Source organism: Flavobacterium sp. HJSW_4, assembly GCF_042436695.1.
Lineage (GTDB): Bacteria > Bacteroidota > Bacteroidia > Flavobacteriales > Flavobacteriaceae > Flavobacterium.
In genome coordinates this window covers 1-23973 of record NZ_JBHNPP010000047.1, presented here as the reverse complement: position 1 = coordinate 23973, position 23973 = coordinate 1, and the positions used below count along the sequence as shown (strand labels likewise).

Genomic DNA, 23973 nt, shown 5'->3' with positions numbered 1-23973 from the left:
TGACAAATCAAAAATGAATGGTTTTCATATTTCTAGAACCACTCAGGTTGTTTCTTGGATTATTGCTTCGATTATTGTTTCACTAAATGCAAAATTGGTTTATGATGAAATTACTTCTTGGCTGGAAAGTTCAAATCACCCAATGGTTCTTTGGTTTACGGTTATTCCTCTTGCTTTTGGATTCGCAGCGTTATTATTATACATCATTTTCAAACCATTTATTGCCAAATTCAAAGCGAAGACCATTAATCATTCGCCACACAATCTGAAACTTCATTTTTCTCCTAAAAAAACGCAAGAAGTCAAAAACATCGCGGTTTCTGTTGATTTTTCGAATGCAGATGAAGCCGCACTGAATCATGCTTTCGAATTAGGCGGAATGGATGCCAAATACACGCTTATTCATATTGTTGAAACTGTCGGAGCTTTGATGTATGGAATTCATATTCACGATCATGAAACTACGATTGATGAAAAATTGCTTTTAGAATACAAAGAAATGCTTTCAGAAAAAGGGTTTAACATAGAAACTGAACTTGGTTTTGGAAAACCAAACAAGACAATTCCAGAAATCATCAATAGTGGCGATTTTGATATTCTAGTTATGGGAACCCACGGCCACACTGGTTTGAAAGATATTCTTTTTGGTACAACAGTAGATAAATTGAGACATAAAATTTCGATACCTTTGTTGATTGTTAAATAAAAGGGGGAAAGGCTCAGAGGTGCAAAGGGACAAGGTTTTCCCTATGAACCTTTGAACCTTTGAACCTTTGAACCTCAAAAAAAATGACTTTTTCAGAAGAAAACTACTTAAAATCGATCTATCACCTGACTGCTACTTCGGAGACAGAAGTTAGCACGAATGCTATTGCGGAAATTATGGAAACAAAAGCTTCCTCTGTAACCGATATGCTTAAAAAACTGGCAGACAAGGATTTGGTGAATTATAAAAAATACCAAGGTGTTTCTTTAACTGAAAATGGAAAATTGGCGGCTAAGATGATTGTTAGAAAACATCGTCTTTGGGAAGTATTTTTGGTTGAAAAGCTAAATTTCAGCTGGGATGAGGTTCACGATATTGCAGAACAATTGGAACATATTAAATCGGAGCAATTGATTAATCGTTTGGATGATTTTCTTGGAAATCCGACTGAAGATCCACACGGAGATCCTATTCCAGATGCAAATGGAAGAATCATTAAAATTGAAAAACAGCTTTTATCCGAATTAGAAGAAAACCAAACAGGTGTTTGCGTAGGCGTAAAAGATACTTCTTCTGAGTTTTTGAAATATCTGGACAAACAAGGAATTGCTTTGGGTTCTAAAATCGAATTTTTATCTAAAGAATCTTTCGATTTATCAGTGAAAATTAAAGTGAATGACCGAGAGTTGTCAATTTCAAATAAAATCGCTTCTAATTTGTTTGTGAAGTTGGTTTAACGGCTATTCCGCAAAGATTTTTAACAGAGACACACTAAGATTTTTTGTCAGACTGAGCGAAGTCGAAGTCCCGCAAAGTGATTCAGCAAATGTGGCTTCGACTTCGCTCAGCCTGAGAAATGATTTTCTAGAGATATGAAATTCTACAAACATTCATTTAAACAATTCCTTTTTCAATCATTTCCAACATTACTGGAGAAGCATTTTTAAATGTTGGTGCTTGCTCAATAATACTTCCTGCATTCTTTTTATTTACCTTGAAGGTAACATCATCATTTGTCGTAAATAAAAGTGCTGTTAGAAAAGGATTTTTGATATGTGTTCCCAAAATCAACAAAGCTTCATCAAGAGTGTGAATGCTTTCAATTTCTTCTGTTTTATATCTGAAAGTTAGTGAAATGGAGAATGTATTGTCTTCATTGAGAACCAATCGGAAATATACATTTTTAAGTTCTTTATCGCCCATCGTTTTGGCCAAAGTCAGTTTAGCGAAAGTTCCAGATTGTATGCTTTCTTTAACTCGTTCACAAAAAAGGGCAAATATTGGTTCGTACATTTTTTTAAGATTCTAAGGTTCTGAGATACTAAGAGGCTAAGTTTTTATCCTCTTTGTGTTATATTATTTAACCGCAAAATTCGCAAAGTTTTTTAATTTTCCTTGTGTGCTTTGCGTAATCCCTAGCGAACTTTGCGGTTAAGAAAAATTATTTACCTGTAAATTCAGCTTTACGTTTTTCTAAGAATGCTGTTGTTCCTTCTTTGAAATCAGCTGTTCCGAAGCATTCTCCGAATGATTTTATTTCGACATCAAAACCATTTTTACCATCTGTAAAATTAGCGTTGATTGCTTTTATTGCTTTTCCTATAGCGAAAGGAGCATTTTTAATGATTTTCTGCGCAATTACATTCGTAAAAGACAAAAGTTCTTCCTGAGGCACAACATAATTTACCAGACCGTAATCTTTTCCTTGTTCAGCAGTAATCATCGCTGCAGTCATGATCATTTCCATGGCACGACCTTTTCCAATCAATTGAGGCAAACGCTGTGTTCCTCCATAACCAGGAATTAATCCTAAAGTAACTTCTGGAAGTCCCATTTTTGCATTGTCTGAAGCAATTCTAAAATGACAAGCCATTGCCAATTCCAAACCTCCTCCTAAAGCAAATCCGTTGATTGCTGCGATAACCGGTTTTCTAAGTCCTTCAATTAGATCGAAAAGAGATTCCTGACCTTCAGCCGCCAATTGCGCGCCTTCAACAGTAGTATAATTCGCAAATTCTGAAATATCTGCTCCAGCAACAAATGCTTTTTCTCCACTTCCTGTCAAAATAATAACACGGATATCTTCATCTTTTCCCAATAATTGAATGGCTTTACTAAGATCACCAATTGTTGCTTTGTTCAAAGCGTTCAATTTTGTTGGTCTGTTTATGGTAATAGTCGCGATATTTTCTTCAATAGAAATTAAAAGATTTTCGTAATTCATGACGGTATATTTTATGAGTTGGTGATAGGGAGAGAAACTGTAAACGTAGTTCCTTTTCCGTAAGTTGACTCAAAGGTAATTGTTCCTTTGTAATTTTCTATAATGTTTTTGATAATTCCGAGTCCAAGTCCCATACCACTGGTTTTAGTGGTAAACTTTGGTTCGAAAATCCTTCCAGTGTCTTGTTTCTGAATCCCGATTCCGTTGTCTTTTACAGCAATCTCAACATTATTTTCTCTTCTTTTTACCGATACGACAATCGATTTTTGAAACTGGCTTTCAGAAATAGCCTGTGTAGCATTTTTAACCAAATTGGTAATTACACGAATCAATTGCGTTCGGTCCATTTTTGAGATAATTTCTTCTTCTTCTTTTTCGAAAGAAATATAATCTTCGTTGAAAATATCTAAAGCCAATTCGACAACCTCAACTACATTCAGCGTTTCATTTTGCTGAGCAGGCATCGATGCAAAGTTCGAAAATGCCGAAGCTACAGCGGTCATCGTATCAATCTGTTGAATTAAAGTCTCTGAGTAATCGTTCATTTTCTGTTTTACATCTGGAGCAGAAGGATCAAATTTTCTTTGAAAACTCTGAACCGTCAAACGCATTGGCGTAAGCGGATTTTTAATTTCGTGGGCAACCTGTTTTGCCATTTCGCGCCAAGCTTCTTCACGTTCGCTTTGCGCTAATTTGATGGCACTTTTTTCCAATTTGTCCACCATTCCGTTATAGGCTTTAATCAAGAAATTGACTTCTTTACTGTTTGCCTCTAAAACAATCTTCTCGTTTTTCTGATCCAGATTAGTTTCTTCTAATCTTTCAGAAATCGTTTTTAATGATTTTGTGATATAAGTTGAAAGGAAATACGCTAACGCGAAAGCCACGATCAACATAAAAGAATACACCTGACTTAAACGAATCAAGAAAGTATTCAGCTCATTGTCGTAATATCCGTCGTCTTCCAAATAAGGAAGATTTAAGATTCCGAGCGGTTTAAATTTTTCGTCTTTAATTAAACTGTATGAAGATCGGTTCTTAACTCCGTCTATCGTTTTAATGTCTACAAATCGCTTTTCGATAGAAGAACGAACCAGTTTTAGAATGTATTCTGGAATTGGCGGGGCGATTTTATCAACGGCAAAAGACTCTTTTGAAGATTTTAAAAGCTTTCCGTCAAGACTGTAAATATTGATTTCGATTTTATGAATCTGCGCCAGTTCGTGGATTTTATCTTTAAAAATCAAATCCAGATTTTGGGTTTTCAGCGGATAAGTTGTAGTCGCCAGAACATAATTGATGTGTTCCTTTACCGCATTTTCTTTTCGTTCTAAACGTTCTTGATGGTATTCTTTGGCCTCAGTCTTAAACTGAATAATCGAAATCGAAGCCAATAGAAAAGATGCGACAACAATCAATACAATCATCGACAGGAAAATCCTGGTACGAAGCGAAAGCATTGACATTTTAAAGTTGTTAAGCATATATTTAGTATTCGGTCTCAGTCTCAGTCTCAGTCTCAGTCTCAGCAAAACTGAAAACTGTAACTGCGACTGAAAACTTATATTTAGTGTTCAATCTCAGTCTCAGCAAACTGAAAACTGTCACTGCGACTGAAAACTTATTTCTTTTCTCTAATTCGTTTATAAAATCTAAATCCCAGCATAATTAAAACCGAGAATAAAATAATTCCGATTACGCCGAAAATCCAGTTGATAGCACTTTTTAAAACTACTAAAAAAACAACGGCAAACAAAATTATCGTTGCGCCTTCGTTCCATAAACGCATGAAATTGTTAGAATATTTTACCTCATCGTTCTGCAGTTGCTTAAAAATTTGATGGCATTTTCCGTGGTATAAATACAAAAGAAAAACGAAACACAATTTTACGTGCATCCAAGGCATTGTAATCCACACATGGCCTGCGTCAGTAAAAAACAACATCCAAAAAGCAAAAATACTCGCCAAAACCGCTGACGGCCACGTAATAATGTACCACAAACGGTAGGCCATAATTTTGTACTGCGCCTGTAAAATTTCCTTTTCGGGAGAAGGTTTTTCACTGGCCTCTATTTGATACACAAACAAACGCACAATATAAAACAAACCTGCAAACCAAGTTATGACAAAAATAAGATGCAGTGATTTTAGATAATTGTAGTATTCCATTTCTGTTTTTGTTTCAGGTTTCAAGTTTCAGGTTTTTCCCAAAGTTGGCTAAACTTGGAACGTGAAACTTGAAACAAAATTACTTTGCCCAGTCGTTAATCCAATTAGAAACCGTCTGACACCATTCGTCATCATCATTCAAACATGGAATTGCCAAGAACTCTTCTCCTCCGTTTGCTTCGAAATCTTCTTTGGCGCGCATAGCGATTTCCTCTAAAGTTTCTAAACAATCTGAAACGAAAGCTGGTGTAACAACCGCCAATTTCTTGATTCCTTTTGCCGGCATGTTGTCGATTTCAACATCTGTGTAAGGTTCTAACCATTTATCACCCGCCAAACGAGATTGGAATGTCAAACTGTATTTATCTTCTGGAAGTCCTAATAATTTAATGACTTGTTTTGTCGTTTCGTAACATTGGTGACGGTAGCAGAATTCATGTGCCGGAGATGGCGTATTACAACAAGAACCGTCAATTTTACAATGTGATTTTGTTACATCCGTTTTACGAATGTGACGCTCAGGAATTCCGTGGTATGAAAACAATAAATGATCATAATCAAATCCAACTAAGTGTTTTTGAATTGAATCTGCTAAGTTTTTAATGTAATCCGGTTTATTGTAAAACGCAGGAACATCTGTAAACTTCATGTGAGGAAATTTCTTCTTGCGAATTTCTTCTGCTTTCACCAAAATAGTCAAAGTCGATGCCATTGCATATTGTGGATATAATGGAAAAAGCATTACATCAGTAACTCCTTTATCGCTTAATTCCTGAAGTCCTTTTTCAATTGTCATGCTTCCGTAACGCATCGCTAAAGAAACTGGAACATTTACTAAAGGCTGCACTTTTTTCTGCATTCTTTCAGAAAGAACAACTAATGGAGAACCTTCTTCCCACCAAATTTTCGCGTAAGCGTGAGCCGATTCTTCTGGTCTTTTTCTTAGAATAATTCCGCGAACTAATAATGCTCTTAATAAATACGGAACATCGATCACGTATTTATCCATTAAAAATTCATCTAAATATGGTTTTACGTCTTTTGGAGTTGGACTTTCTGGAGAACCTAAGTTTACTAATAATACGCCTTTCATTATGTTTTTTGCTTTTAAGCTTTTATTTGTTTTTAAAAATTTCGACAAAAGTAAACGCTGTACTTTATTAGAAATATGATAATTATTACTTTTTAATTATTGTTGAATATTCAAAATTGATTTTAAATACTTCGAGAAATTTTCTCTCGCAGATTCGGGAGATTTAGCAGATTTTTATTTTGTGCTAATTCGTGGCAAAAAAAATTTAAACATTCGCATTAATAGACATCAAATACTTTTTAGGTGTTGTTCCGAATTTCTTTTTGAATGCCGCTATAAAATGACTTCCCGTGCTGTAACCAATTTTCAAACCCACTTCATTTACATTATAAGAACCGCTGTCTAATAATTTTCTAGCGAAATCCATTTTATAATCGAACAAGAAACCGTAAACCGTATCGCCGTAAATTTGTTTAAAACCCATTTTCAGCTTTTTCAAATTCAAACCAATTTCATCTGAAAGCTCTTGCAATCCTGGCGGTTCAGCCATATTAGCGATGATGATTTCTTTTGCTTTTCTAATTTTCAAAACATTGTCTTCGTCAATCAAAAACGGACATTGTTCTGCGTTTGGATCTTCGGTTCTGTTGAAATACAAACTCAATAATTCGTAACCTTTTCCTTTATAATAAAGGTTTTTTATCGACGGATGAAGATTATAATGAAACAACTGACTCAACACAATCGCCATCGACGGACTGATATTTCCTTCGTTATAATACTTCTTATCCTTATTGTCAGGACTTAGAAAAGTAATATAATTAGCTTCAGCAGAAAACAACGCGTGAAATTTCTTGATTGAAACAATTACCGAAATCACCCACGAGTTTGGAGCGAGTTCTAAATGAAGCGGTAATTCTTTCTGCGGATTGTATAAAAGCAACGATTTTTCTTCTTTCAGCTCCAAAGCATAAGTACCTTGATTGAATAAGAATTTTGCATTCCCTTTTATCCCGAAGTGAAACTGTATCAGACCAGTACCAACGATTTCATGCTGAGCAAAAAATGGTTCGGCACCGTCGTTTTGAAAACGGATCAGCGTAAAGTCGTCTTCAATTTTTATAATTTCTTGAGAACCCATAGCGATATTTTTTTGAAACTAAAATCAAAACAAACTTCAAATGTTATTTAGAATCACTCTAAACTAATCACTTGTAACGAGTTGATTTTGCTACAAAAGTAGTCCTTTTTACTCAAAAACACCCATTTAGGTTCAAAAAAACATACAGCGACATAAAAAGTACTTTTAGCGTTATTTTTATCGATGGTATAGTAATAATTTTGTTGCACTTTATAATGAAGTGAATTTATGGAAAACAATAACGTACCGAAACACCTTTATTTTTACTCAGTTGGTCTGAGTTATAAAAAAGCTGATGCTGAGGTAAGAGGTCAATTTAGTTTGGATGCCGTTGCGAAAACTCGCTTATTGGAACAAGCTAAAAACGATGGAATAGAAAGTTTAATAGTTACTTCAACCTGCAACAGAACCGAGATCTACGGTTTTGCAGAACATCCCTTTCAATTAATAAAACTAATCTGCGATAACAGCAATGGTTCTGTTGACGCTTTTCAAAAGGTTGGTTTTGTTTATAAAAATCAAGAAGCAATTAATCACTTATTTCGCGTAGGAACTGGTTTAGACAGTCAGATCTTAGGTGATTTCGAAATTATATCTCAAATTAAAACCAGTTTCGTTCATTCAAAATCTTTAGGATTAGCGAATAATTTCATGGAAAGACTGGTAAATGCGGTTATTCAAGCAAGCAAAAGAATTAAAAATGAAACAGAAATTAGCTCTGGCGCAACTTCGGTTTCTTTTGCTTCGGTACAATACATTCTTAAAAATGTAGAAGACATCAGCAACAAAAACATTTTGCTTTTCGGAACTGGAAAAATCGGAAGAAATACGTGCGAGAATTTAGTAAAACATACTAAAAACGAGCACATCACTTTAATAAATCGTACTAAAGACAAAGCAGAAAAATTAGCAGGAAAATTAAATTTGATTGTTAAAGATTACTCTGAATTGCATTTAGAACTTCAAAAAGCCGATGTTGTCGTTGTGGCAACAGGCGCTCAAAACCCAACAGTTGACAAAGCGATTTTAAATCTGAAAAAACCTTTATTGATTTTAGATTTATCGATTCCGAAAAACGTTCATGAAAATGTTGAGGAATTGGAAGGCGTAACTTTAATTCACATGGATTATTTGTCTCAATTGACAGATGAAACTTTGGAAAACAGAAAATTACACATTCCGGCTGCTGAAGCCATCATCGAAGAAATCAAAGAAGAATTTGTTACTTGGATGAAAGGTAGAAAGTTCGCTCCGACAATTAATGCTTTGAAAGAAAAACTAAACGCTATTAAAGCTTCGGAACTAGATTTTCAAAGTAGAAAAATTGCGGATTTTAATGAAGAACAAGCTGAAATCATCAGTAACCGAATCATTCAAAAAATTACTACACATTTCGCAAATCATTTAAAAGACGACGATACCATGGTCGATGAAAGCATCGAATGGATCGAAAAAGTCTTCAAAATAAAAGCATCTTAAATAAAATTTTAAACCATATAAGTTATATAAGTTCATTTAAAAACTGTGTTTTACCCAAACCGCTTAAATTACTTATATAACTTATATGGTTCAAAAATAAAAACAAGTTATGTTAGTTTGATTTACAAGTATGTTTACCCAAACTGCTTAAATTCACTTATATGACTTATATGGTTCAAAAAATAAAACATGGCTGAAAAAACAATCAGAATAGGAACGCGTGACAGCGAATTAGCACTTTGGCAAGCGCACACAGTAGAGAAAAAACTAAACGATTTAGGTTATAAAACTTCTATTGTTGCGGTAAAATCTCAAGGTGATATTATTCTGGATAAACCTCTTTACGAACTAGGCATTACGGGAATTTTCACTAAAACATTAGACATTGCGATGATCAATGGCGATATTGATATTGCGGTGCATTCTATGAAAGATGTTCCAACGGCTTTGCCAAAAGGTATCGTTCAAGGTGCCGTTTTAGAAAGAGCTAATGTTTTAGATATTTTAGTCCATAAAGGAAATCCTGATTTTACAAATCCAAGCACAATTGCAACCGGAAGTCTGCGCCGTCAGGCACAATGGTTTAATAAATATCCTAACCATACGGTGGTTGATTTACGCGGAAACGTAAATACTCGTATGCAAAAATTGCAAGATAACAACTGGGACGGAGCTGTTTTTGCCGCTGCAGGTTTGGAGAGAATCAACTTGAAACCAGAAAATTGCATCGATTTAGATTGGATGATTCCTGCGCCTGCACAAGGAGCAATGCTTGTAGTTGCGATGGAAAATGACAATTATACTTTGGATGCACTTTCTCAGTTAAATGATATTGAAACTGAAATTTGCACATACATTGAACGTCAGTTTTTAAGAACGCTTGAAGGCGGATGTACAGCACCAATTGGAGCTTTGGTTACGTATAATGAAGACGAAGATACTCTGCATTTTCAAGGAGTTTTACTTTCTATTGATGGAAAACAAAAACTGGAAGTCAATAAAACGGTTGACATTTCAGAATGGAAAAAGTTAGGTTTCAATTCGGCTCAAGAGATTTTGAATAATGGAGGAACGGAATTAATGCAGAAAATTAAAGAATCTCTAAAGAAATAATGGCAAACCCAGTTCAAATAGTATCTACAAAAATATTATCTCCTCTTCACAAACAAGAGCTGATGAAATATGGAGTTGAATTAATCGAAGCCGATTTCATTAAAACTGAAACTAAACCTTTCGAATTGAAAGACCTCAACGAAAGTTTAATTTTCACCAGTCAGAATGCCGTTCACAGCGTTTTATCTGATCCAAAATCAGAAGAATTAAAAAAGAAAAATGTGTACTGCGTTGGACTTAAAACCAAAACGCTTTTGAGCGATAATGGCTTTAATGTAGTTGCTTACACAGGTTACGCTGCGGATTTGGCTGAAATCATCACTTTGATTTATGGAAATGAAAGCTTTACTTTTTTCAGCGGGAATATGAGAAGAGATACTCTGCCGGAAGCTTTAAAAGAAAACGGAATCAAATTCAACGAAATTCAGGTTTACGAAACTACACTTCAACCTCAGAAAATAAAAGCAAATCCAGAAGCGATCTTGTTTTTTAGTCCGTCTGGCGTTAAAAGTTATTTGAAAAACAATACCATAAATAAGCAAATTTGTTTTTGCATTGGAGATACAACTGCGGAAGCTTTAACAAAAATCACAAAAAACATCATCGTCGCAGATCAACCCACAATTGAAGATGTGATCGAAGATGTCATTCACGAATATAAATAAGAACCTTTGCAACTTTGTCACTTTGAGACTTTGCAACTAAAATAAAAAACATGTTAAAAAACGACCTATTTTTAAAAGCATTAAAAGGAGAAACAGTTCAGCGTCCGCCGGTATGGATGATGCGTCAAGCGGGAAGATATTTGCCAGAATTTAGAGAGCTTCGTGATAAATATGATTTTTTCACTCGTTGCGAAACTCCAGAATTAGCTGCAGAAATCACAGTTCAGCCAATTCGTAGAATTGCCCCAGATGCTGCAATTTTATTCTCTGATATCTTAGTAGTTCCAAGAGCTATGGGAATTCACGTAGAATTGAAAGACAATTTAGGTCCGATTATTCCAGATCCAATTCGTACAATGGAACAAGTAAATCAAGTTTATGTTCCAGATGTAAATGAAACTTTAGGTTACGTTTTCGACGCTGTGAAATTGACTAAAGAAATGTTGAACGATGAAGTTCCATTAATTGGTTTCGCTGGTTCGCCTTGGACAATTTTCTGCTATGCTGTTGAAGGAAAAGGTTCTAAAAGTTTTGATACTGCAAAAGGATTCTGTTTTTCAAATCCAGTTGCAGCGCACACTTTATTACAAAAAATCACAGATACGACTATTTTGTATTTAAAAGAAAAAGTAAAATCGGGAGTTAATGCGGTTCAGATTTTTGATTCTTGGGGAGGAATGCTTTCTCCTGTTGATTATCAGGAATTTTCATGGAAATACATCAACCAAATCGTTGATGCTTTAGCAGAAATTACGCCGGTTATCGTTTTCGGAAAAGGATGTTGGTTTGCTCTTGGCGATATGGGCAAAAGTAAAGCTTCTGCATTAGGAGTTGACTGGACTTGTTCTGCAAGAAATGCGCGTTATTTGTCTGGTGGAAACATTACTTTACAAGGTAATTTTGATCCGTCAAGACTGCTTTCTCCAATTCCGACGATCAAGAAAATGGTTCACGAAATGATTGATGAGTTTGGAAAAGACAAATATATTGTAAATTTAGGTCACGGAATTTTACCAAATATCCCAGTAGACCATGCAAAAGCGTTTATTGACGCTGTTAAGGAATACGGGCAATAATAGTTTTCAGTGTTCAGTCGCAGTTTTCAGTTTAAACTGCGACTGAAAACTGTGATTGAGAACTTAAACCTAAATCTATGTTCGCCAATATAAACTTCAATAGGAATTCACCATTCTCATTTATTGAATACGGCTTTCAGGCCTATTACGCTTATGTGTTTTTTATGGTCTGGACCCATCCAAAACTTCATCCCGTAAGTTTGATAAACGATTTGGCAATTTTAATGGCATTTGAGTTTATAATGGTGCATTCGGGAGTTTTTATGGCGGTTATGCCAAAAAAATGGTCTCTTTTTATCTTTTTTCCGTTTTACGGATTATTTGCAATGGGTTTTAATCAATCGGTTGTAAGTACCAATCTTTTATATATTTATCTGCTTACGGTCTTAAACAGAATGCGTTTTGCTTTTTCAAATGTTTCTCCAGAAGTCAGAGGAATACAGATAGGAAAATCAGCAATACGAACTATGTTTTACTTTTTCTTGCTTTTAGCTGTTTGCCTTGGAAGTAGTATTATTCCTCCATTGGGTTTGACAGAAGAGTTTTTAAAAAAATCAGATTATTTTCAAACCGTTAAATCAAGCGGCTTATTTATAGAAAAGCCTTATGTGCCAATTTCTATGGGGTTTATTTATTATTCGTTACCTGTTTTATATTTCATTTATCGAACAATAAAGAAATTTGGACAAGGTTCTCAAAAAGGGAAATTAGTTTACAGCCAAACTACTATCAAATCTAATAAATTCTAAAATGCTAAATAAAGGTTTAAGAGACGAAGAAAAAATCAGAATCGACAATGTCCTAAAAACATTGAGAACTCTTATTTATGTACCTTATCCTTTAAATGCTTTACAAAAATCAGATTTAGAAAATCAACTGAAAGAATTTGGATTAAACATACAAAGTCTGATTGATTATTCTAATGAAGATTTGACAACTTTATTGATGCGCCTTCATTTTGAATGGGAACAATTGGAACAGTTTGCAGATATTTTGATGGAACTTTCAAAAGACGAAAATTATAATTTTGAAGATAAGGCTTTGGCCATCTATCAATATATTCAAGCAGAAAGCAAAGTTTTTTCTTTCGGAATAAATTCGAAAATTTCATCCATTAAAAACAAATAAAATGAGTTTTACAGATTGGAAAACAGACCGAATTGAGAATATTCTTCCCGAAGAATTCTACAAACTGATTGATAAGAATAAAACTCACATTGGAAAAACTTTTCCAGTAACTCTAGCTAATTCTGATTCTTTAGAGAAAGCGCAAAACTTCATTTCATTCAACCTCGAAAAAGAGAAAAATAAAGAAGCTTTTCATTTTTACGCCCGAGATATCCAAACAAACAATTTGATCGGTTATTTGTGCGTAAAAACGATCGATTATCGAATTTCTAAATGTGAATTGGGATATTTTGTTGATGAAGATTATCAAGGAAAAGGAATTACATCAAAAATGGTTGCCGATGCACTTGATTTTTGCTTTAACGAATTAATGTTGAACAAGGTTTTTATCTGTACATCTGAAATCAATTTGGCAAGTCAGCGAATCGCATTAAAACACAATTTCAAACAAGAAGGAATTTTAAGAGACGAATTTAGAAATGGAGATGGCACTTTACAAAACTCCGTCTATTTCGGACTGCTTAAATCAGAATACATAAAATCATGAAAGACAAATTTTACGCATACATACAAAATTTACAAGACCAGATTTGCGCTGGATTAGAAGCTGTTGACGGAACGACAAAATTCCGTGAAGATTTATGGAAACGTGCTGAAGGCGGAGGCGGAAGAACACGCGTTATTGAAAACGGAAATGTTTTCGAAAAAGGTGGCGTAAACATTTCAGCCGTTCACGGGAAACTTCCAGAAACAATGCAGAAAATGTTCAATGTTGGAGAAGCTGATTTCTTCGCTTGCGGATTAAGTTTGGTTCTTCATCCGAAAAATCCAATGGTTCCTACTGTGCACGCCAATTGGCGATATTTTGAAATGTACGACGAAAAAGGAAATGTAATCGAACAATGGTTTGGTGGCGGACAAGATTTAACGCCTTATTATTTGTTTGAAGAAGATGGAATTCACTTTCATCAAATTTGTAAAACGGCTTGCGATAAACACAATTCAGAGTTTTATCCAAAATATAAAAAACAATGCGATTCTTATTTTTGGAATGCGCACCGAAATGAAGCTCGCGGACTTGGTGGTTTATTCTTTGATTATTGCAAAGCAAATGAGCAAATGTCAATGGAAAACTGGTACGATTTTGTAACCGAAGTTGGAAATAGTTTCCTAGAAGCTTATGTTCCGATTGTGGAAAGAAGAAAAAATCTTTCGTATACTCCAGAACAAAGAACATGGCAGGAAATTCGTCGTGGTCGTTATGTGGAGTTTAATTTGGTTCATGACAAAGGCACGTTGTTCGGATTAAAAACAAACGGAAGGATTGAAAGTATTTTGATGAGTCTTCCTCCGCATGTGCAATGGGTTTACGATCATCATCCGGAAGCGGGAAGCGAAGAAGAAAAATTGATCAACGTTTTAGCAAATCCGCGTGAGTGGATTTCATAGTTTAAAAATTTATTGAACACATAGAAACATAGATTTAAAGACCTATCTTAGAGCTGAATTTAGAAAATCATAATTTTAAATTATCTAAAAACTATGTTTCTATGCGTTTAAAACTAATTTACGCCATATTCTTCACCAACATTTTGGGTTGTTTTGCCCAAAATGACACTTTGCAGAATCCGTATTTTAAATCTTATAGTGATAAAATTACTGCCAGCGTTTATTATCTAGACACTTCCAATAGTTTCCAGATTGCTTCAGATAATCAGGATCCGAAAATATATCTTAATCTTATTCCGAATCGACGAGAACAGATTGGTTTCAATTTAAATTATAAAATCATAGATGTTACAATTGGTTTTGCTCCTAAATTTCTGGGCAGAAACAAAGGAGATTCCAATTCTAAACATTTTAATTTCAACACCCGTTTTTATTATAAAAAATGGATGCAGTCGTTTACTTTCATCAATCAAAAAGGATTTTACATCAGCGATGACAACATAACGGCACAATTGCCTCACATGCGAACTACCAAAATCGGCGGATCGACTTCTTATGTTTTCAATGATAAATTCTCCTTTAAAACATTGGTGAGCCAAAACGAATGGCAGACGAAAAGCTCAGGAAGTTTCATTCCCTCCTTCTCTTTTTATTATACCAATTTGGATTTAAACACTCCCGATTCGTCTCCTGGAGATATTTATGTATTTACTTTGGCTCCCGCCTATTTTTACAACTTTGTAATTAGCAATCGGGTTTTAATTGGCGCCGGACTTGCTTTGGGAGCTGGAATCAATGATATTGATGGTGAAACCTCAGCTTTATACCAAGCCGATTTCAATTTAAAATTGGCGTATAACAAAGACCGTTTTTTTGGCTTTGCCAGTCTTAATACCGTAAGTTTTGCGCAAGATGACAAAGTCGATCCAAGGTTGAATGACAATATTGCTACTGTAAAACTTTCTGTTGGTTACCGATTTGACCCTCCAAAAAAAGTAAAAGAAGTCTACGACAATGTCAACAAAAAGATAGGTTTGTAAGAATCTTAACTCGAAATAAGCGCGAAGCCAAATTAAAATGCTTAAATTACAGAGATTTATAAAAAACTAAAATTCATTGTTATGAAAAATATAAACAGCGAACAGTTAAATCTCATGCATTCTGGAAAAGGCTTTATTGCAGCTTTAGATCAAAGCGGCGGCAGTACTCCAAAGGCATTATTGCAATATGGCATACAGGAAAATCAATATACGAATGAAGAAGAAATGTACACTCTTGTGCATGAAATGCGAACGCGAATTATCAAGAGTCCGGCCTTTGACAGCCAATATATTCTTGGAGCAATTTTGTTTGAGAACACAATGGACCGAAAAATCGACGGACAATGGACTGCAGATTATCTTTGGGAGAAAAAACGTATCATTCCTTTTCTAAAAGTTGACAAAGGTCTTTCAGAACTTGCAGACGGAGTTCAGCTAATGAAACCGATTTCTAATCTCAATGAATTATTAGATCGTGCGGTAGAACGCAAGATTTTCGGAACTAAAATGCGTTCTGTTATAAAAGAGGCGAATCAAAAAGGAATTCAAGAAGTCGTAAAACAGCAATTTGAAGTTGGTTTACAGATATTCGAAAAAGGACTTATCCCAATAATCGAACCTGAAGTTGATATTTATAGTTCGGATAAAGAAAAATCAGAACAGCTTTTGAAAGATGAAATCAAGAAACAGCTCAATTCTTTAGATAAAGAAGTAAAAGTGATGCTGAAACTTTCTATCCCAACAGTAAATAATTTTTATAGTGATTTAATGTCTGACCCTCATGTGGTTCGTGTTGTAGCACTTTCGGGCGGATATTCTCGAGAAGATGCTAATCAGAAACTATCAGAAAACCACGGACTGATTGCGAGTTTTTCAAGAGCTTTATCAGAGGGACTTAGCGCTGGACAATCTGACGAAGAGTTTAATTCACAGCTCGGCAATTCAATCAAAGAAATTTACGAAGCTTCCATTCAATAAAAACATAAAAAAATCCCTGAAGTATTTCAGGGATTTTTGTTTTCAATTATTTAGCAGTCATTTCATCGGCTAAATCTAAAGTCTGCAAAATGATGTTTTTATCAGACTTAAAAGAGTTTAGTTTAAAAACGAATTTCAATTTATTGTCAATTAGTTTTTTAGGCGATTCAATTGAAACATCCGAAAACTGAGAAGAAATTCTAGTCATTTTATCCAATTCTGAATCGTTTACATTTTTGCCAAACGTTTTGATGGTTTGCGCAATATTAAGTTTTCCAAAGATGTAGTTTTTGCTCAAGTCTTTTTTGGTGTCTTTTGCAAAAGTTCCGTTTCCAGCGCCAAAGTAATCTTTTGTATTGGCAACAACTACCACGTCTTTATCCTTTAGAATAAATATATTATCGTATTCTTTAGTTCCCACAATTGTATAGACATTTCCGTTTTGAACTAATACTTTTTTGCGAACGCCCAATTGCAATAATTTATCTCCAAATGTTGGATGCGTAGAAGTAAAAACCACAGAAAATAGCGGAATCTCTTTCTTCACTTTCTCCTCCGTTATTTTTTCTTCATAATTCTCATCATAACCATATTTTTTGGTCATTACCTCAACCTCTTTCACATCATATAAAAAAGCACTTAAATCGCCATCAAAAAGTTTAGCCGTAGCTTCTTCATCGACTATTGTTGATATTAAATCTGTAATGAGTGTAATATCTTCTTTGGCCAATTTCGGATTTTGAAATAATTCGGTCATTAACGACGGGAAATTTTCAAGCGCTGCTTTTGTATTCGCATGATATGAAATATAACCCAGAGGTTTCTGAGCAGGGAAATAATTAAAGATATTTTTATTGATTTTTCTATTGCTAATTTTGCTTACAACATCGGCAATCTCTGGAGAATATTCTACCACTTCTTCGATTCGGGCATTATCATTATCAAAATAAAAATCAACATTGATTCCTTTTATAAAATTCCCGAAGTTGTTCTGCATTGGCAAGTATTTGTCGTAACCTCCAAATAATGAAAGCGGATAATTGTACATAGAATACAAACTAGACATAAAACCACCATAATTTACCCATGTCGAAATATCTGCTGAAACATTTATTTTTGGAGAACTTGGCGGTGTAAATCCGTTTTCGAATAATGCTTTTATGATTGCTCGTTGCTTCTCGGCTAAATTTTTATCAAACTCTGCTTGTTCTGCAGTATACTCTTCATACGGATTTCCATCATACAAATGATCGCTTTCAGCAGGTTCATTAAATACTATTGGATCTGTGTTCTTTGCAGCGGGTTCTTCAATTTTTGTTGGGTTTTCAGTCATTGGAACACCATAAACCGGCGCTTCAACCACTGTTCCTTCATATGGTTCTGATATTGAAACAGAATCCATTGCTGTTGAAGTTTCTGCAACATCATAAAATTTAGAAGGAAGTCGTTTTGTTAATTCAATAACAACCAAATAATTGTCATTCCAAACAAATGATCTTTTTACTCCACTTGGCGTATAAACTTCGTATTTTCCGAAATCTTCAATTGAGCTGTTCGTTCCGTTTGCGCCCTGCTTTTCAATTAAATATTTTCTAACCGCCTCTTTACTTTTTACTGGAATTGTAACTTGGTAAAAAGGAACAGAATCTAAGAAATTCCCATGAATCGTAATTTTATCGTCCAATTTGATAATATCAGCATATTTGCGAAGATCAAAATCGGGTTTCTTATCGATGTATTTCGTTAAAATTGGATGATTTAAAACCTCATCAATGCTAACTTTTTTAGCAAGCTGATTTCCATTAAATTGTACAAAATAGTCGAATTTGTCTGTATTTTTTTGCCCGAAAGTAAAATACGTGGCGAATAGAAAAATTAAGGTGTAAAAATGCTTCATAAAATCAAGGCGTTAATTGGATGGTATTATTCATTAATGTCGATTTTTTAAATACGCTGTACATACTTTGCTTTAAAAAAACCGTCTTTTTATTTGCTGAAATCTTGCTGTTTGCATTGCCTACAGCCAAAATGTCTTTATCGAAAGTGTAAATAGAAATAATGCTCGCTTCTTCTAGATCTTTCTTTTTCTTCGGGTCGTTTACCACTTTTTCTGGAACGGGATACGAAGCAATTCTTTCGAAAGTTTTGCCGCTTCCGCTAAAGTGAATCTGATCGCGCTGATTGTTTATCGTATTTACAACGGCATTCAATGCTTTTAGATTCGCATAATTGAGTTTGATAATGAAAACGTAATTCTGAAAATCTGTTTTTGTAGTAACATTTGAGATTCCGTCAATCTTCAAAGCTTTTTCTTTAAAATCAGAGAGTTTGGCGGTAATTTCCTGTTCGTTCGGAATTTTTACACCATCAACTTCCTCCAACCAAATAGCCGATTTGGTTTTAAACCAAGACTTAGAAAAATCAATCATCAAAGTATATTCACCACTTTGATCGTCGTGGTGTTTGATTCTTTCTGTAATCTCAAAACAACTCGTTAAGAGCAGACTGCATAATAAAGCGAGAATTTTCTTCATTATACAAATTTAGATGGAATATTCTAAAAAACCATACTTTGGTTAAACTCTAAATTCAAACTATCAAAAAATCTAAATTTTTAGATAATATTAACGGATTCTGCGATAGGCTAAACGCCTTATTCTGTTCCTTTTTCTTTAACTTTGCGCCACTTATAAAAAGTAATACAACTTCAAAAAAATAAAAAACAACTTCGGTTTTAGAAACAACGATTTATTAATCTGTTTTTCACTAAATCAGGCCAAAATCTGAAATTCTAAAATCTAAAATCTAAAATTATATGTTCCCATTACAAAGAGGCAGAAGATTAAGAGTAAATGAATCAATTCGTTCTTTAGTTCGTGAAACCAGTTTAAGTCCGTCGGATTTTATGTTTCCAATGTTTATTGCTGAAGGCGAAAATGTAAAAGTCGAAATTCCATCAATGCCAGGAATTTTTAGAAGATCTATAGATTTAACGGTTGAAGAAGTAAAAGAACTTTTTGATTTAGGAATTCGCGCAGTTAATATTTATGTGAAAGTTAGCGAAAGCTTAAAAGACAATACAGGAAAAGAAGCTTGGAATACAAACGGATTAATGCAACAAGCTATTCGTGCCATAAAAGCGGCTTGTCCAGAAATGATTGTAATGCCAGATGTGGCTTTAGATCCATATTCAATCTACGGCCATGACGGAATTATAAAAAATGGCGACGTAGAAAACGACAGCACTGTTGATGCTTTAGTAAAAATGGCGGTTTCTCACGCAGAAGCTGGTGCCGATTTTGTTGCGCCAAGCGATATGATGGACGGACGTGTTTTACGCCTTCGCGAAGGTTTGGATGCTGCTGGATTTCAAAATGTTGGAATTATGAGCTATTCAGCTAAATATGCTTCGGCTTTTTATGGTCCGTTTAGAGATGCTTTAGATTCTGCTCCAAAAGAAGCTGATGTTGCTGTTCCAAAAGATAAAAAAACTTATCAAATGGATTATGCTAACCGTATTGAAGCTATTAAAGAAGCTTTGTCTGATGTTGAAGAAGGCGCAGATATGGTTATGGTAAAACCGGGAATTGCTTATTTGGATATCGTTCGCGAAATTAAAAATACGGTAAATGTTCCTGTAACGGTTTATCAGGTTTCTGGAGAATATGCCATGATTAAAGCAGCGGCTGAAAGAGGCTGGTTAGATAACGACAAGATTATGATGGAGCAATTAATGTGCATCAAACGTGCGGGTGCGAATCTTATTTCAACTTATTTTGCTAAAGAAGCAGCAATACTTTTAAAAAAATAAGATGAAAAAGGTTTTATTTTTATCTGCTGTTTTAGCTTTTTCTTCTTGTAAAAAAGAAGGTTCTGAGCCTACAAACGCAACCGAATCTGTTTCTGAAGGAGAATCGGCGAAAGCCAAAAGTCCAGAAGAATTAGGAAAACAGCTTTTTGAAGGAGCTGGAAATTGTTTTGCTTGTCATCAACCAGATCAAAAAGTAGTTGGGCCAAGCATTAAAGAAATTGCTAAAATCTACAAAGACAAAAATGGCGATATCGTAACTTTCTTAAAAGGAAACGCAGAACCAATTGTAGATCCGAGTCAGTTTGAGGTTATGAAAACCAATTTTGCAATTACTAAATCCATGTCTGATGAAGAATTGAAAGCAATTGAAACTTACATTTACAGTCAGTTGAAATAATTGACTTTGAAACCATAAAAAAAGGCGCTTTTATCAAGCGCCTTTTTTATTACTAACTATTTTGATTACCAGATTTTAACACGTTTTTCTGGCTCAACATACATTTTATCTCCTTTTTTGATATCGAAAGCTTTGTAAAAAGCATCAACATTTTGAATTGGCACATAAGCTCTATACATTCCAGGCGAGTGCGGATCTGTTTTTACCTGACTCTTAATTGCTTCGTCTCTTGTTTTTGTTCTCCAAACCGTAGCCCAAGAAATAAAGAAACGTTGTTCTGGAGTAAATCCGTCAATTAAACCTGGATTTCCATGTTCCTTCAAATACAATTGAAGACCATCATAAGCCGCATTGATTCCGCCTAAATCTCCAATGTTTTCACCTAAAGTAAATTTACCATCAACAAAAATTCCAGGAAGCGGTTCTAGAGCGCTGTATTGTGCCGCAAGTTCTCCTCCAAGAGTTGTAAATTGTTTTAAATCATCAGCTGTCCACCAGTCTACTAAATTTCCTTCAGCATTGTATCTTGCACCAGAATCATCAAAACCATGAGAAATTTCGTGACCGATTACAGCACCAATTCCACCATAATTTACAGCTTCATCTGCTTGATAATTGTAGAAAGGCGGTTGTAAGATCGCAGCAGGAAATACAATTTCATTGTACGAAGGATTAAAATAAGCGTTAACCGTTTGCGGAGACATTCCCCACTCTGTTTTATCAACTGGTTTTCCTAATTTATCTAAACTTTGAGCATAAGACCATTTTGATATGCTTTTCATATTATCAAAATAAGTTCCGCCTTCATTTACATTTTTAAGTGCTAAAGCCGAATAATCTTTCCATTTATCAGGATATCCGATTTTAACCGTCAGTTTATTTAGTTTTTCGATTGCTTTGGATTTTGTTTCTGCAGACATCCAAGGCAAGGCATTGATTCTGTTTTCGTAAGCTCTCATTACATTAGCAATCATATTTTTTGCTTTCTCTTTTGCTTCAGCAGGAAATAATTTCTCTACATAAAGTTTTCCTAAAGCTTCTCCCGTTGTTCCGTTCACAACTTGCAAAGCCACTTCTTCACGTGGGCGTTGTTTTAAAGCTCCTGTTAATGTTTTTCCGTAGAAATCGAAATTTGCATTTTCAATATCTGTACTTAAAATAGATGCTGAGCGGTTTAGTACAGACCATTTTAAATATTCTTTCCAAGCTTCTACTTTTTTCTCCGTGAAAGTTTTTTCCAAAGCAATCATATAACGTGGCTGTGCAACATTTACTGTGTCCAACTTTGTCATTCCGATTCCTGTGAAATATTTATCCCATTGAATTGACGGCGTATTCTTTTTCAAATCGGCAATTGCAGTTGGATTGTATTGTTTTCTGCGGTCTCTTCTCTCCACACGATCCAATCTTGGTGCAGACATTTCGATTTCTAAAGCCACAATCTGCTTCGCGCTTTCTTTTGCTTTAGTTGGAGATTCTCCAATATATTGTAACATTCTAGCAACGTGAACTTCGTATTTTTCACGTTTTTCTTTAGAATCTTTATCATCAGCATTGTAATAATCTTTGTCAGACAATCCTAAAGTTCCCGGACTTAATGTTACCGAATTTTTATTACTGTTTTTAGCGTCGGCACTTACGTAAACTCCAAAAAAGCCAATTCCGTTACCTTGCGCTTGCATTTCGGTAAGGAAGTTTTGCAAATCGGTTACATTTTTAATGGCATCGATCTTTTTTAAAGTCGGCTCAAGCGGTTTCACACCTTGCTTATTTCTACTTACAGTATCTAAAATGGTATTATACAAAGCAATCGCTTTTCCTTGATCGGTGTTTGATTTGTACTTTGGATTTTTTGAAGCTTCTTTTAAAATTGCCAATGAATTGTCATCTGTTTTCTGACGCAATTCATTAAAACTTCCCCAAGAAGTTCTATCGCTTGGAATTTCTGTCTTATCCAACCAAGTTCCGTTTACATATTGAAAGAAATCCTGACTCGGACTAATTTTTGCATTCATGTACGAGACATTTATGCCTGGTTCTTTTGGCGTATTTTGGGCATTCACAGCAGTTATAGAAAACATTGCAGATAAAACACCAAACACTGGTTTAGCTAATTGTTTTTTCATAAAAATTTACGGTTTAATGGAAAATACAAACATATTGTTATTATTTTGAAAATTGTGTTAAAATTGTAACTGTAAACTCTCAAATAGAAAGAAATTTCACAAATACAATTCTAAGACTGGTTTTATTAGTCATCATATTGGTTCTAAAAGTTACAAAAGGCTGTTAAAAAAATAATGGAGTAAAGCTTTTAAAATCTCCTTTTCGTATTTTTGCGCCAAATTATTTTTATGAAATCGCTTTTATATAAATACCGCAAATTCTTTATTGTTCTAATAGTATTTTCGGTTGTAACAATATCTTTGTTTTACTCGGCTTTAAAACCTAAAAAAACTCTTCCAATTTACAATCCAGCCGATGTGAATCCTGAACTGGTTGATAGTACTGTTCAATATAAAAGCAAATACCACACAATTGCTGACTTTTCATTTGTGAATCAAAACGGCGATACGATTACCCAAAAAAATTACGAAGGAAAAATCTATGTTGCCGATTTCTTCTTTACCACTTGCGGATCAATTTGTCCAAAAATGTCTACCAATTTGGTTGATGTTCAGAAAGCAGTTTTAAACAATCCGAAAGTAATGTTGCTTTCTCACACCGTTTTTCCTGAAGTTGATAGTGTTTCTGTTTTAAAAGCTTACGCCATAAAATATGGAGTTGTCGACAGCAAATGGAATTTGGTTACTGGCGATAAAAAAGAAATCTACACTATGGCCAGAAAATCATATTTGGCTGTGAAATTAGGAAGACCAGATCAGCTTTATGATATGGTGCATACAGAGAATTTTGTTTTGGTCGATCAAAAACGCCGCGTTAGAGGTTTTTATGATGGAACAAATAAAGAAGATGTAAAACGTCTTTTGGACGACATCGAATTCCTTTCTCAAGAGTAAAATCCCTTATTTTTAGAAAGTTTTAGCATTTGTCCAACGGTTAAATGCCTTTCAATAAATAATAATTGCCTATTTTTGCAATCTAAATTCAATCTAAATAAGCTTGCAAAATACAATACACACTCTGAAAAAAGGCGAAAAAGCCATTATCAAAGATTTTGATATCGATCTTATTCCACTTAAATTATTAGAAATGGGTTGTCTGCCTGGTAGCTTAGTTGAATTGCTGCAGGTTGCTCCTTTTGGTGATCCGTTATATTTAGATATTAATGGTTCTCATGTTGCAATTCGTATTGAAACAGCTCGTGAAATTGAAGTTGAACTTATCAAAACCAATTTATAATGAGCATTCAGAATATCAATGTTGCCCTTATCGGAAATCCAAATACCGGAAAAACTTCCGTTTTTAATCAATTAACAGGTCTTAACCAACAAGTCGGGAATTATCCTGGAATCACGGTTGAGAAGAAAATCGGATTCTGTAAATTACCTAATAACATAAAAGCGAATATTCTAGATTTACCTGGAACGTACAGTTTGAAC

The 23973-nt window shown here is 34.5% G+C and carries 26 protein-coding genes; 17 read left to right on the top strand and 9 right to left on the bottom strand.

Features of this window, described 5'->3' with window-relative positions; translation table 11 throughout:
• The coding region (locus ACE01P_RS23160) for a universal stress protein (protein WP_379701427.1) at positions 1–706 on the top strand (706 nt) is incomplete at its 5' end.
• A gap of 83 nt (positions 707–789) precedes the next feature.
• Entirely contained in the window at positions 790–1443 is a 654-nt protein-coding gene (locus ACE01P_RS23155; protein WP_379701426.1) for a metal-dependent transcriptional regulator, read from the top strand.
• Positions 1444–1600: 157 nt separating this feature from the next.
• Here the strand turns inward: ACE01P_RS23155 and ACE01P_RS23150 are convergent, their stop codons facing one another.
• From ACE01P_RS23150 to ACE01P_RS23125, 6 genes are all read right to left on the bottom strand, one after another.
• Positions 1601–1999, bottom strand: a complete 399-nt coding sequence (locus tag ACE01P_RS23150; RefSeq protein WP_379701425.1) for a hypothetical protein — start codon at positions 1997–1999, stop codon at positions 1601–1603.
• Between the two features lie 148 nt (positions 2000–2147).
• Positions 2148–2930, bottom strand: coding sequence for an enoyl-CoA hydratase/isomerase family protein (locus tag ACE01P_RS23145; protein ID WP_379701424.1), 783 nt, complete (start codon positions 2928–2930; stop codon positions 2148–2150).
• Between the two features lie 11 nt (positions 2931–2941).
• Positions 2942–4357 carry a sensor histidine kinase gene (locus ACE01P_RS23140; RefSeq protein WP_379701429.1) on the bottom strand — a complete coding sequence of 472 codons (1416 nt, stop codon included), beginning with the start codon at positions 4355–4357 and terminating at the stop codon, positions 2942–2944.
• A gap of 194 nt (positions 4358–4551) precedes the next feature.
• Positions 4552–5100, bottom strand: a complete 549-nt coding sequence (locus tag ACE01P_RS23135) for a CopD family protein (RefSeq protein ID WP_379701423.1) — start codon at positions 5098–5100, stop codon at positions 4552–4554.
• 79 nt (positions 5101–5179) lie between these two features.
• Complete coding sequence (gene hemH, locus ACE01P_RS23130) at positions 5180–6193, bottom strand: ferrochelatase (protein ID WP_276171636.1); 1014 nt, start codon at positions 6191–6193, stop codon at positions 5180–5182.
• Positions 6194–6398: 205 nt separating this feature from the next.
• Positions 6399–7274, bottom strand: coding sequence for a helix-turn-helix domain-containing protein (locus tag ACE01P_RS23125; protein WP_379701422.1), 876 nt, complete (start codon positions 7272–7274; stop codon positions 6399–6401).
• A gap of 228 nt (positions 7275–7502) precedes the next feature.
• On the opposite strand from ACE01P_RS23125, the gene hemA reads away from it, so the two are divergent.
• The 10 genes from hemA to ACE01P_RS23075 all read left to right on the top strand — a co-directional run bounded on the left by hemA (position 7503) and on the right by ACE01P_RS23075 (position 16202).
• Positions 7503–8753, top strand: a complete 1251-nt coding sequence (hemA, locus tag ACE01P_RS23120; protein ID WP_379701421.1) for a glutamyl-tRNA reductase — start codon at positions 7503–7505, stop codon at positions 8751–8753.
• A gap of 189 nt (positions 8754–8942) precedes the next feature.
• Positions 8943–9866, top strand: coding sequence for a hydroxymethylbilane synthase (hemC, locus tag ACE01P_RS23115; protein WP_379701420.1), 924 nt, complete (start codon positions 8943–8945; stop codon positions 9864–9866).
• Positions 9866–10531, top strand: a complete 666-nt coding sequence (locus tag ACE01P_RS23110; protein WP_379701419.1) for a uroporphyrinogen-III synthase — start codon at positions 9866–9868, stop codon at positions 10529–10531. The genes hemC and ACE01P_RS23110 overlap by 1 nt, the downstream gene beginning before the upstream one ends.
• 50 nt (positions 10532–10581) lie before the next feature.
• Positions 10582–11607, top strand: coding sequence for a uroporphyrinogen decarboxylase (hemE, locus tag ACE01P_RS23105; protein WP_144216543.1), 1026 nt, complete (start codon positions 10582–10584; stop codon positions 11605–11607).
• Positions 11608–11684: 77 nt separating this feature from the next.
• Complete coding sequence (locus ACE01P_RS23100; RefSeq protein ID WP_379701418.1) at positions 11685–12356, top strand: hypothetical protein; 672 nt, start codon at positions 11685–11687, stop codon at positions 12354–12356.
• A 1-nt stretch (position 12357) separates the two neighbouring features.
• The gene (locus tag ACE01P_RS23095; RefSeq protein ID WP_379701417.1) at positions 12358–12735 is read left to right on the top strand and encodes a hypothetical protein; all 378 of its coding nucleotides are present in this window, start codon (positions 12358–12360) and stop codon (positions 12733–12735) included.
• 1 nt (position 12736) lies between these two features.
• Positions 12737–13282: a GNAT family N-acetyltransferase gene (locus ACE01P_RS23090; RefSeq protein WP_379701416.1), complete on the top strand. Its 546-nt coding sequence runs from the start codon at positions 12737–12739 to the stop codon at positions 13280–13282.
• Complete coding sequence (hemF, locus tag ACE01P_RS23085; RefSeq protein ID WP_379701415.1) at positions 13279–14184, top strand: oxygen-dependent coproporphyrinogen oxidase; 906 nt, start codon at positions 13279–13281, stop codon at positions 14182–14184. Before ACE01P_RS23090 ends, hemF begins: the two co-directional genes overlap by 4 nt.
• A 101-nt stretch (positions 14185–14285) precedes the next feature.
• Positions 14286–15224, top strand: coding sequence for a DUF4421 family protein (locus ACE01P_RS23080; protein WP_379701414.1), 939 nt, complete (start codon positions 14286–14288; stop codon positions 15222–15224).
• A gap of 90 nt (positions 15225–15314) precedes the next feature.
• Positions 15315–16202, top strand: coding sequence for a fructose bisphosphate aldolase (locus ACE01P_RS23075; protein ID WP_379701428.1), 888 nt, complete (start codon positions 15315–15317; stop codon positions 16200–16202).
• A 46-nt stretch (positions 16203–16248) separates the two neighbouring features.
• Here the strand turns inward: ACE01P_RS23075 and ACE01P_RS23070 are convergent, their stop codons facing one another.
• Complete coding sequence (locus tag ACE01P_RS23070; RefSeq protein WP_379701413.1) at positions 16249–18099, bottom strand: hypothetical protein; 1851 nt, start codon at positions 18097–18099, stop codon at positions 16249–16251.
• A gap of 4 nt (positions 18100–18103) precedes the next feature.
• Complete coding sequence (locus ACE01P_RS23065) at positions 18104–18736, bottom strand: hypothetical protein (protein WP_379701412.1); 633 nt, start codon at positions 18734–18736, stop codon at positions 18104–18106.
• 281 nt (positions 18737–19017) lie between these two features.
• Here ACE01P_RS23065 and hemB point away from each other — a divergent pair, with 281 nt between their 5' ends.
• Complete coding sequence (gene hemB / locus ACE01P_RS23060) at positions 19018–20013, top strand: porphobilinogen synthase (protein ID WP_379701411.1); 996 nt, start codon at positions 19018–19020, stop codon at positions 20011–20013.
• A gap of 1 nt (position 20014) precedes the next feature.
• A complete protein-coding gene (locus tag ACE01P_RS23055) occupies positions 20015–20410 on the top strand; it encodes a c-type cytochrome (protein ID WP_379701410.1) in 396 nt (131 codons plus the stop codon).
• A gap of 65 nt (positions 20411–20475) precedes the next feature.
• Here the strand turns inward: ACE01P_RS23055 and ACE01P_RS23050 are convergent, their stop codons facing one another.
• Entirely contained in the window at positions 20476–22536 is a 2061-nt protein-coding gene (locus ACE01P_RS23050) for a M13 family metallopeptidase (RefSeq protein ID WP_379701409.1), read from the bottom strand.
• Between the two features lie 228 nt (positions 22537–22764).
• Here ACE01P_RS23050 and ACE01P_RS23045 point away from each other — a divergent pair, with 228 nt between their 5' ends.
• From ACE01P_RS23045 to ACE01P_RS23035, 3 genes are all read left to right on the top strand, one after another.
• Complete coding sequence (locus ACE01P_RS23045; protein WP_379701408.1) at positions 22765–23430, top strand: SCO family protein; 666 nt, start codon at positions 22765–22767, stop codon at positions 23428–23430.
• A gap of 103 nt (positions 23431–23533) precedes the next feature.
• Positions 23534–23773: a FeoA family protein gene (locus ACE01P_RS23040; protein ID WP_008465698.1), complete on the top strand. Its 240-nt coding sequence runs from the start codon at positions 23534–23536 to the stop codon at positions 23771–23773.
• Positions 23773–23973 (top strand): FeoB small GTPase domain-containing protein (locus ACE01P_RS23035; protein WP_379701407.1); only part of this gene is annotated, 201 nt, incomplete at its 3' end. The genes ACE01P_RS23040 and ACE01P_RS23035, both read left to right, overlap by 1 nt.

Coding starts and splice junctions, on each gene's coding strand:
- ACE01P_RS23155 (WP_379701426.1), top strand. CDS start 790: ATGACTTTTTCAGAAGAAAACTACTTAAAATCGATCTATCACCTGACT.
- ACE01P_RS23150 (WP_379701425.1), bottom strand. CDS start 1,999: ATGTACGAACCAATATTTGCCCTTTTTTGTGAACGAGTTAAAGAAAGC.
- ACE01P_RS23145 (WP_379701424.1), bottom strand. CDS start 2,930: ATGAATTACGAAAATCTTTTAATTTCTATTGAAGAAAATATCGCGACT.
- ACE01P_RS23140 (WP_379701429.1), bottom strand. CDS start 4,357: ATGATTGTATTGATTGTTGTCGCATCTTTTCTATTGGCTTCGATTTCG.
- ACE01P_RS23135 (WP_379701423.1), bottom strand. CDS start 5,100: ATGGAATACTACAATTATCTAAAATCACTGCATCTTATTTTTGTCATA.
- hemH (WP_276171636.1), bottom strand. CDS start 6,193: ATGAAAGGCGTATTATTAGTAAACTTAGGTTCTCCAGAAAGTCCAACT.
- ACE01P_RS23125 (WP_379701422.1), bottom strand. CDS start 7,274: ATGGGTTCTCAAGAAATTATAAAAATTGAAGACGACTTTACGCTGATC.
- hemA (WP_379701421.1), top strand. CDS start 7,503: ATGGAAAACAATAACGTACCGAAACACCTTTATTTTTACTCAGTTGGT.
- hemC (WP_379701420.1), top strand. CDS start 8,943: ATGGCTGAAAAAACAATCAGAATAGGAACGCGTGACAGCGAATTAGCA.
- ACE01P_RS23110 (WP_379701419.1), top strand. CDS start 9,866: ATGGCAAACCCAGTTCAAATAGTATCTACAAAAATATTATCTCCTCTT.
- hemE (WP_144216543.1), top strand. CDS start 10,582: ATGTTAAAAAACGACCTATTTTTAAAAGCATTAAAAGGAGAAACAGTT.
- ACE01P_RS23100 (WP_379701418.1), top strand. CDS start 11,685: ATGTTCGCCAATATAAACTTCAATAGGAATTCACCATTCTCATTTATT.
- ACE01P_RS23095 (WP_379701417.1), top strand. CDS start 12,358: ATGCTAAATAAAGGTTTAAGAGACGAAGAAAAAATCAGAATCGACAAT.
- ACE01P_RS23090 (WP_379701416.1), top strand. CDS start 12,737: ATGAGTTTTACAGATTGGAAAACAGACCGAATTGAGAATATTCTTCCC.
- hemF (WP_379701415.1), top strand. CDS start 13,279: ATGAAAGACAAATTTTACGCATACATACAAAATTTACAAGACCAGATT.
- ACE01P_RS23080 (WP_379701414.1), top strand. CDS start 14,286: ATGCGTTTAAAACTAATTTACGCCATATTCTTCACCAACATTTTGGGT.
- ACE01P_RS23070 (WP_379701413.1), bottom strand. CDS start 18,099: ATGAAGCATTTTTACACCTTAATTTTTCTATTCGCCACGTATTTTACT.
- ACE01P_RS23065 (WP_379701412.1), bottom strand. CDS start 18,736: ATGAAGAAAATTCTCGCTTTATTATGCAGTCTGCTCTTAACGAGTTGT.
- hemB (WP_379701411.1), top strand. CDS start 19,018: ATGTTCCCATTACAAAGAGGCAGAAGATTAAGAGTAAATGAATCAATT.
- ACE01P_RS23055 (WP_379701410.1), top strand. CDS start 20,015: ATGAAAAAGGTTTTATTTTTATCTGCTGTTTTAGCTTTTTCTTCTTGT.
- ACE01P_RS23050 (WP_379701409.1), bottom strand. CDS start 22,536: ATGAAAAAACAATTAGCTAAACCAGTGTTTGGTGTTTTATCTGCAATG.
- ACE01P_RS23045 (WP_379701408.1), top strand. CDS start 22,765: ATGAAATCGCTTTTATATAAATACCGCAAATTCTTTATTGTTCTAATA.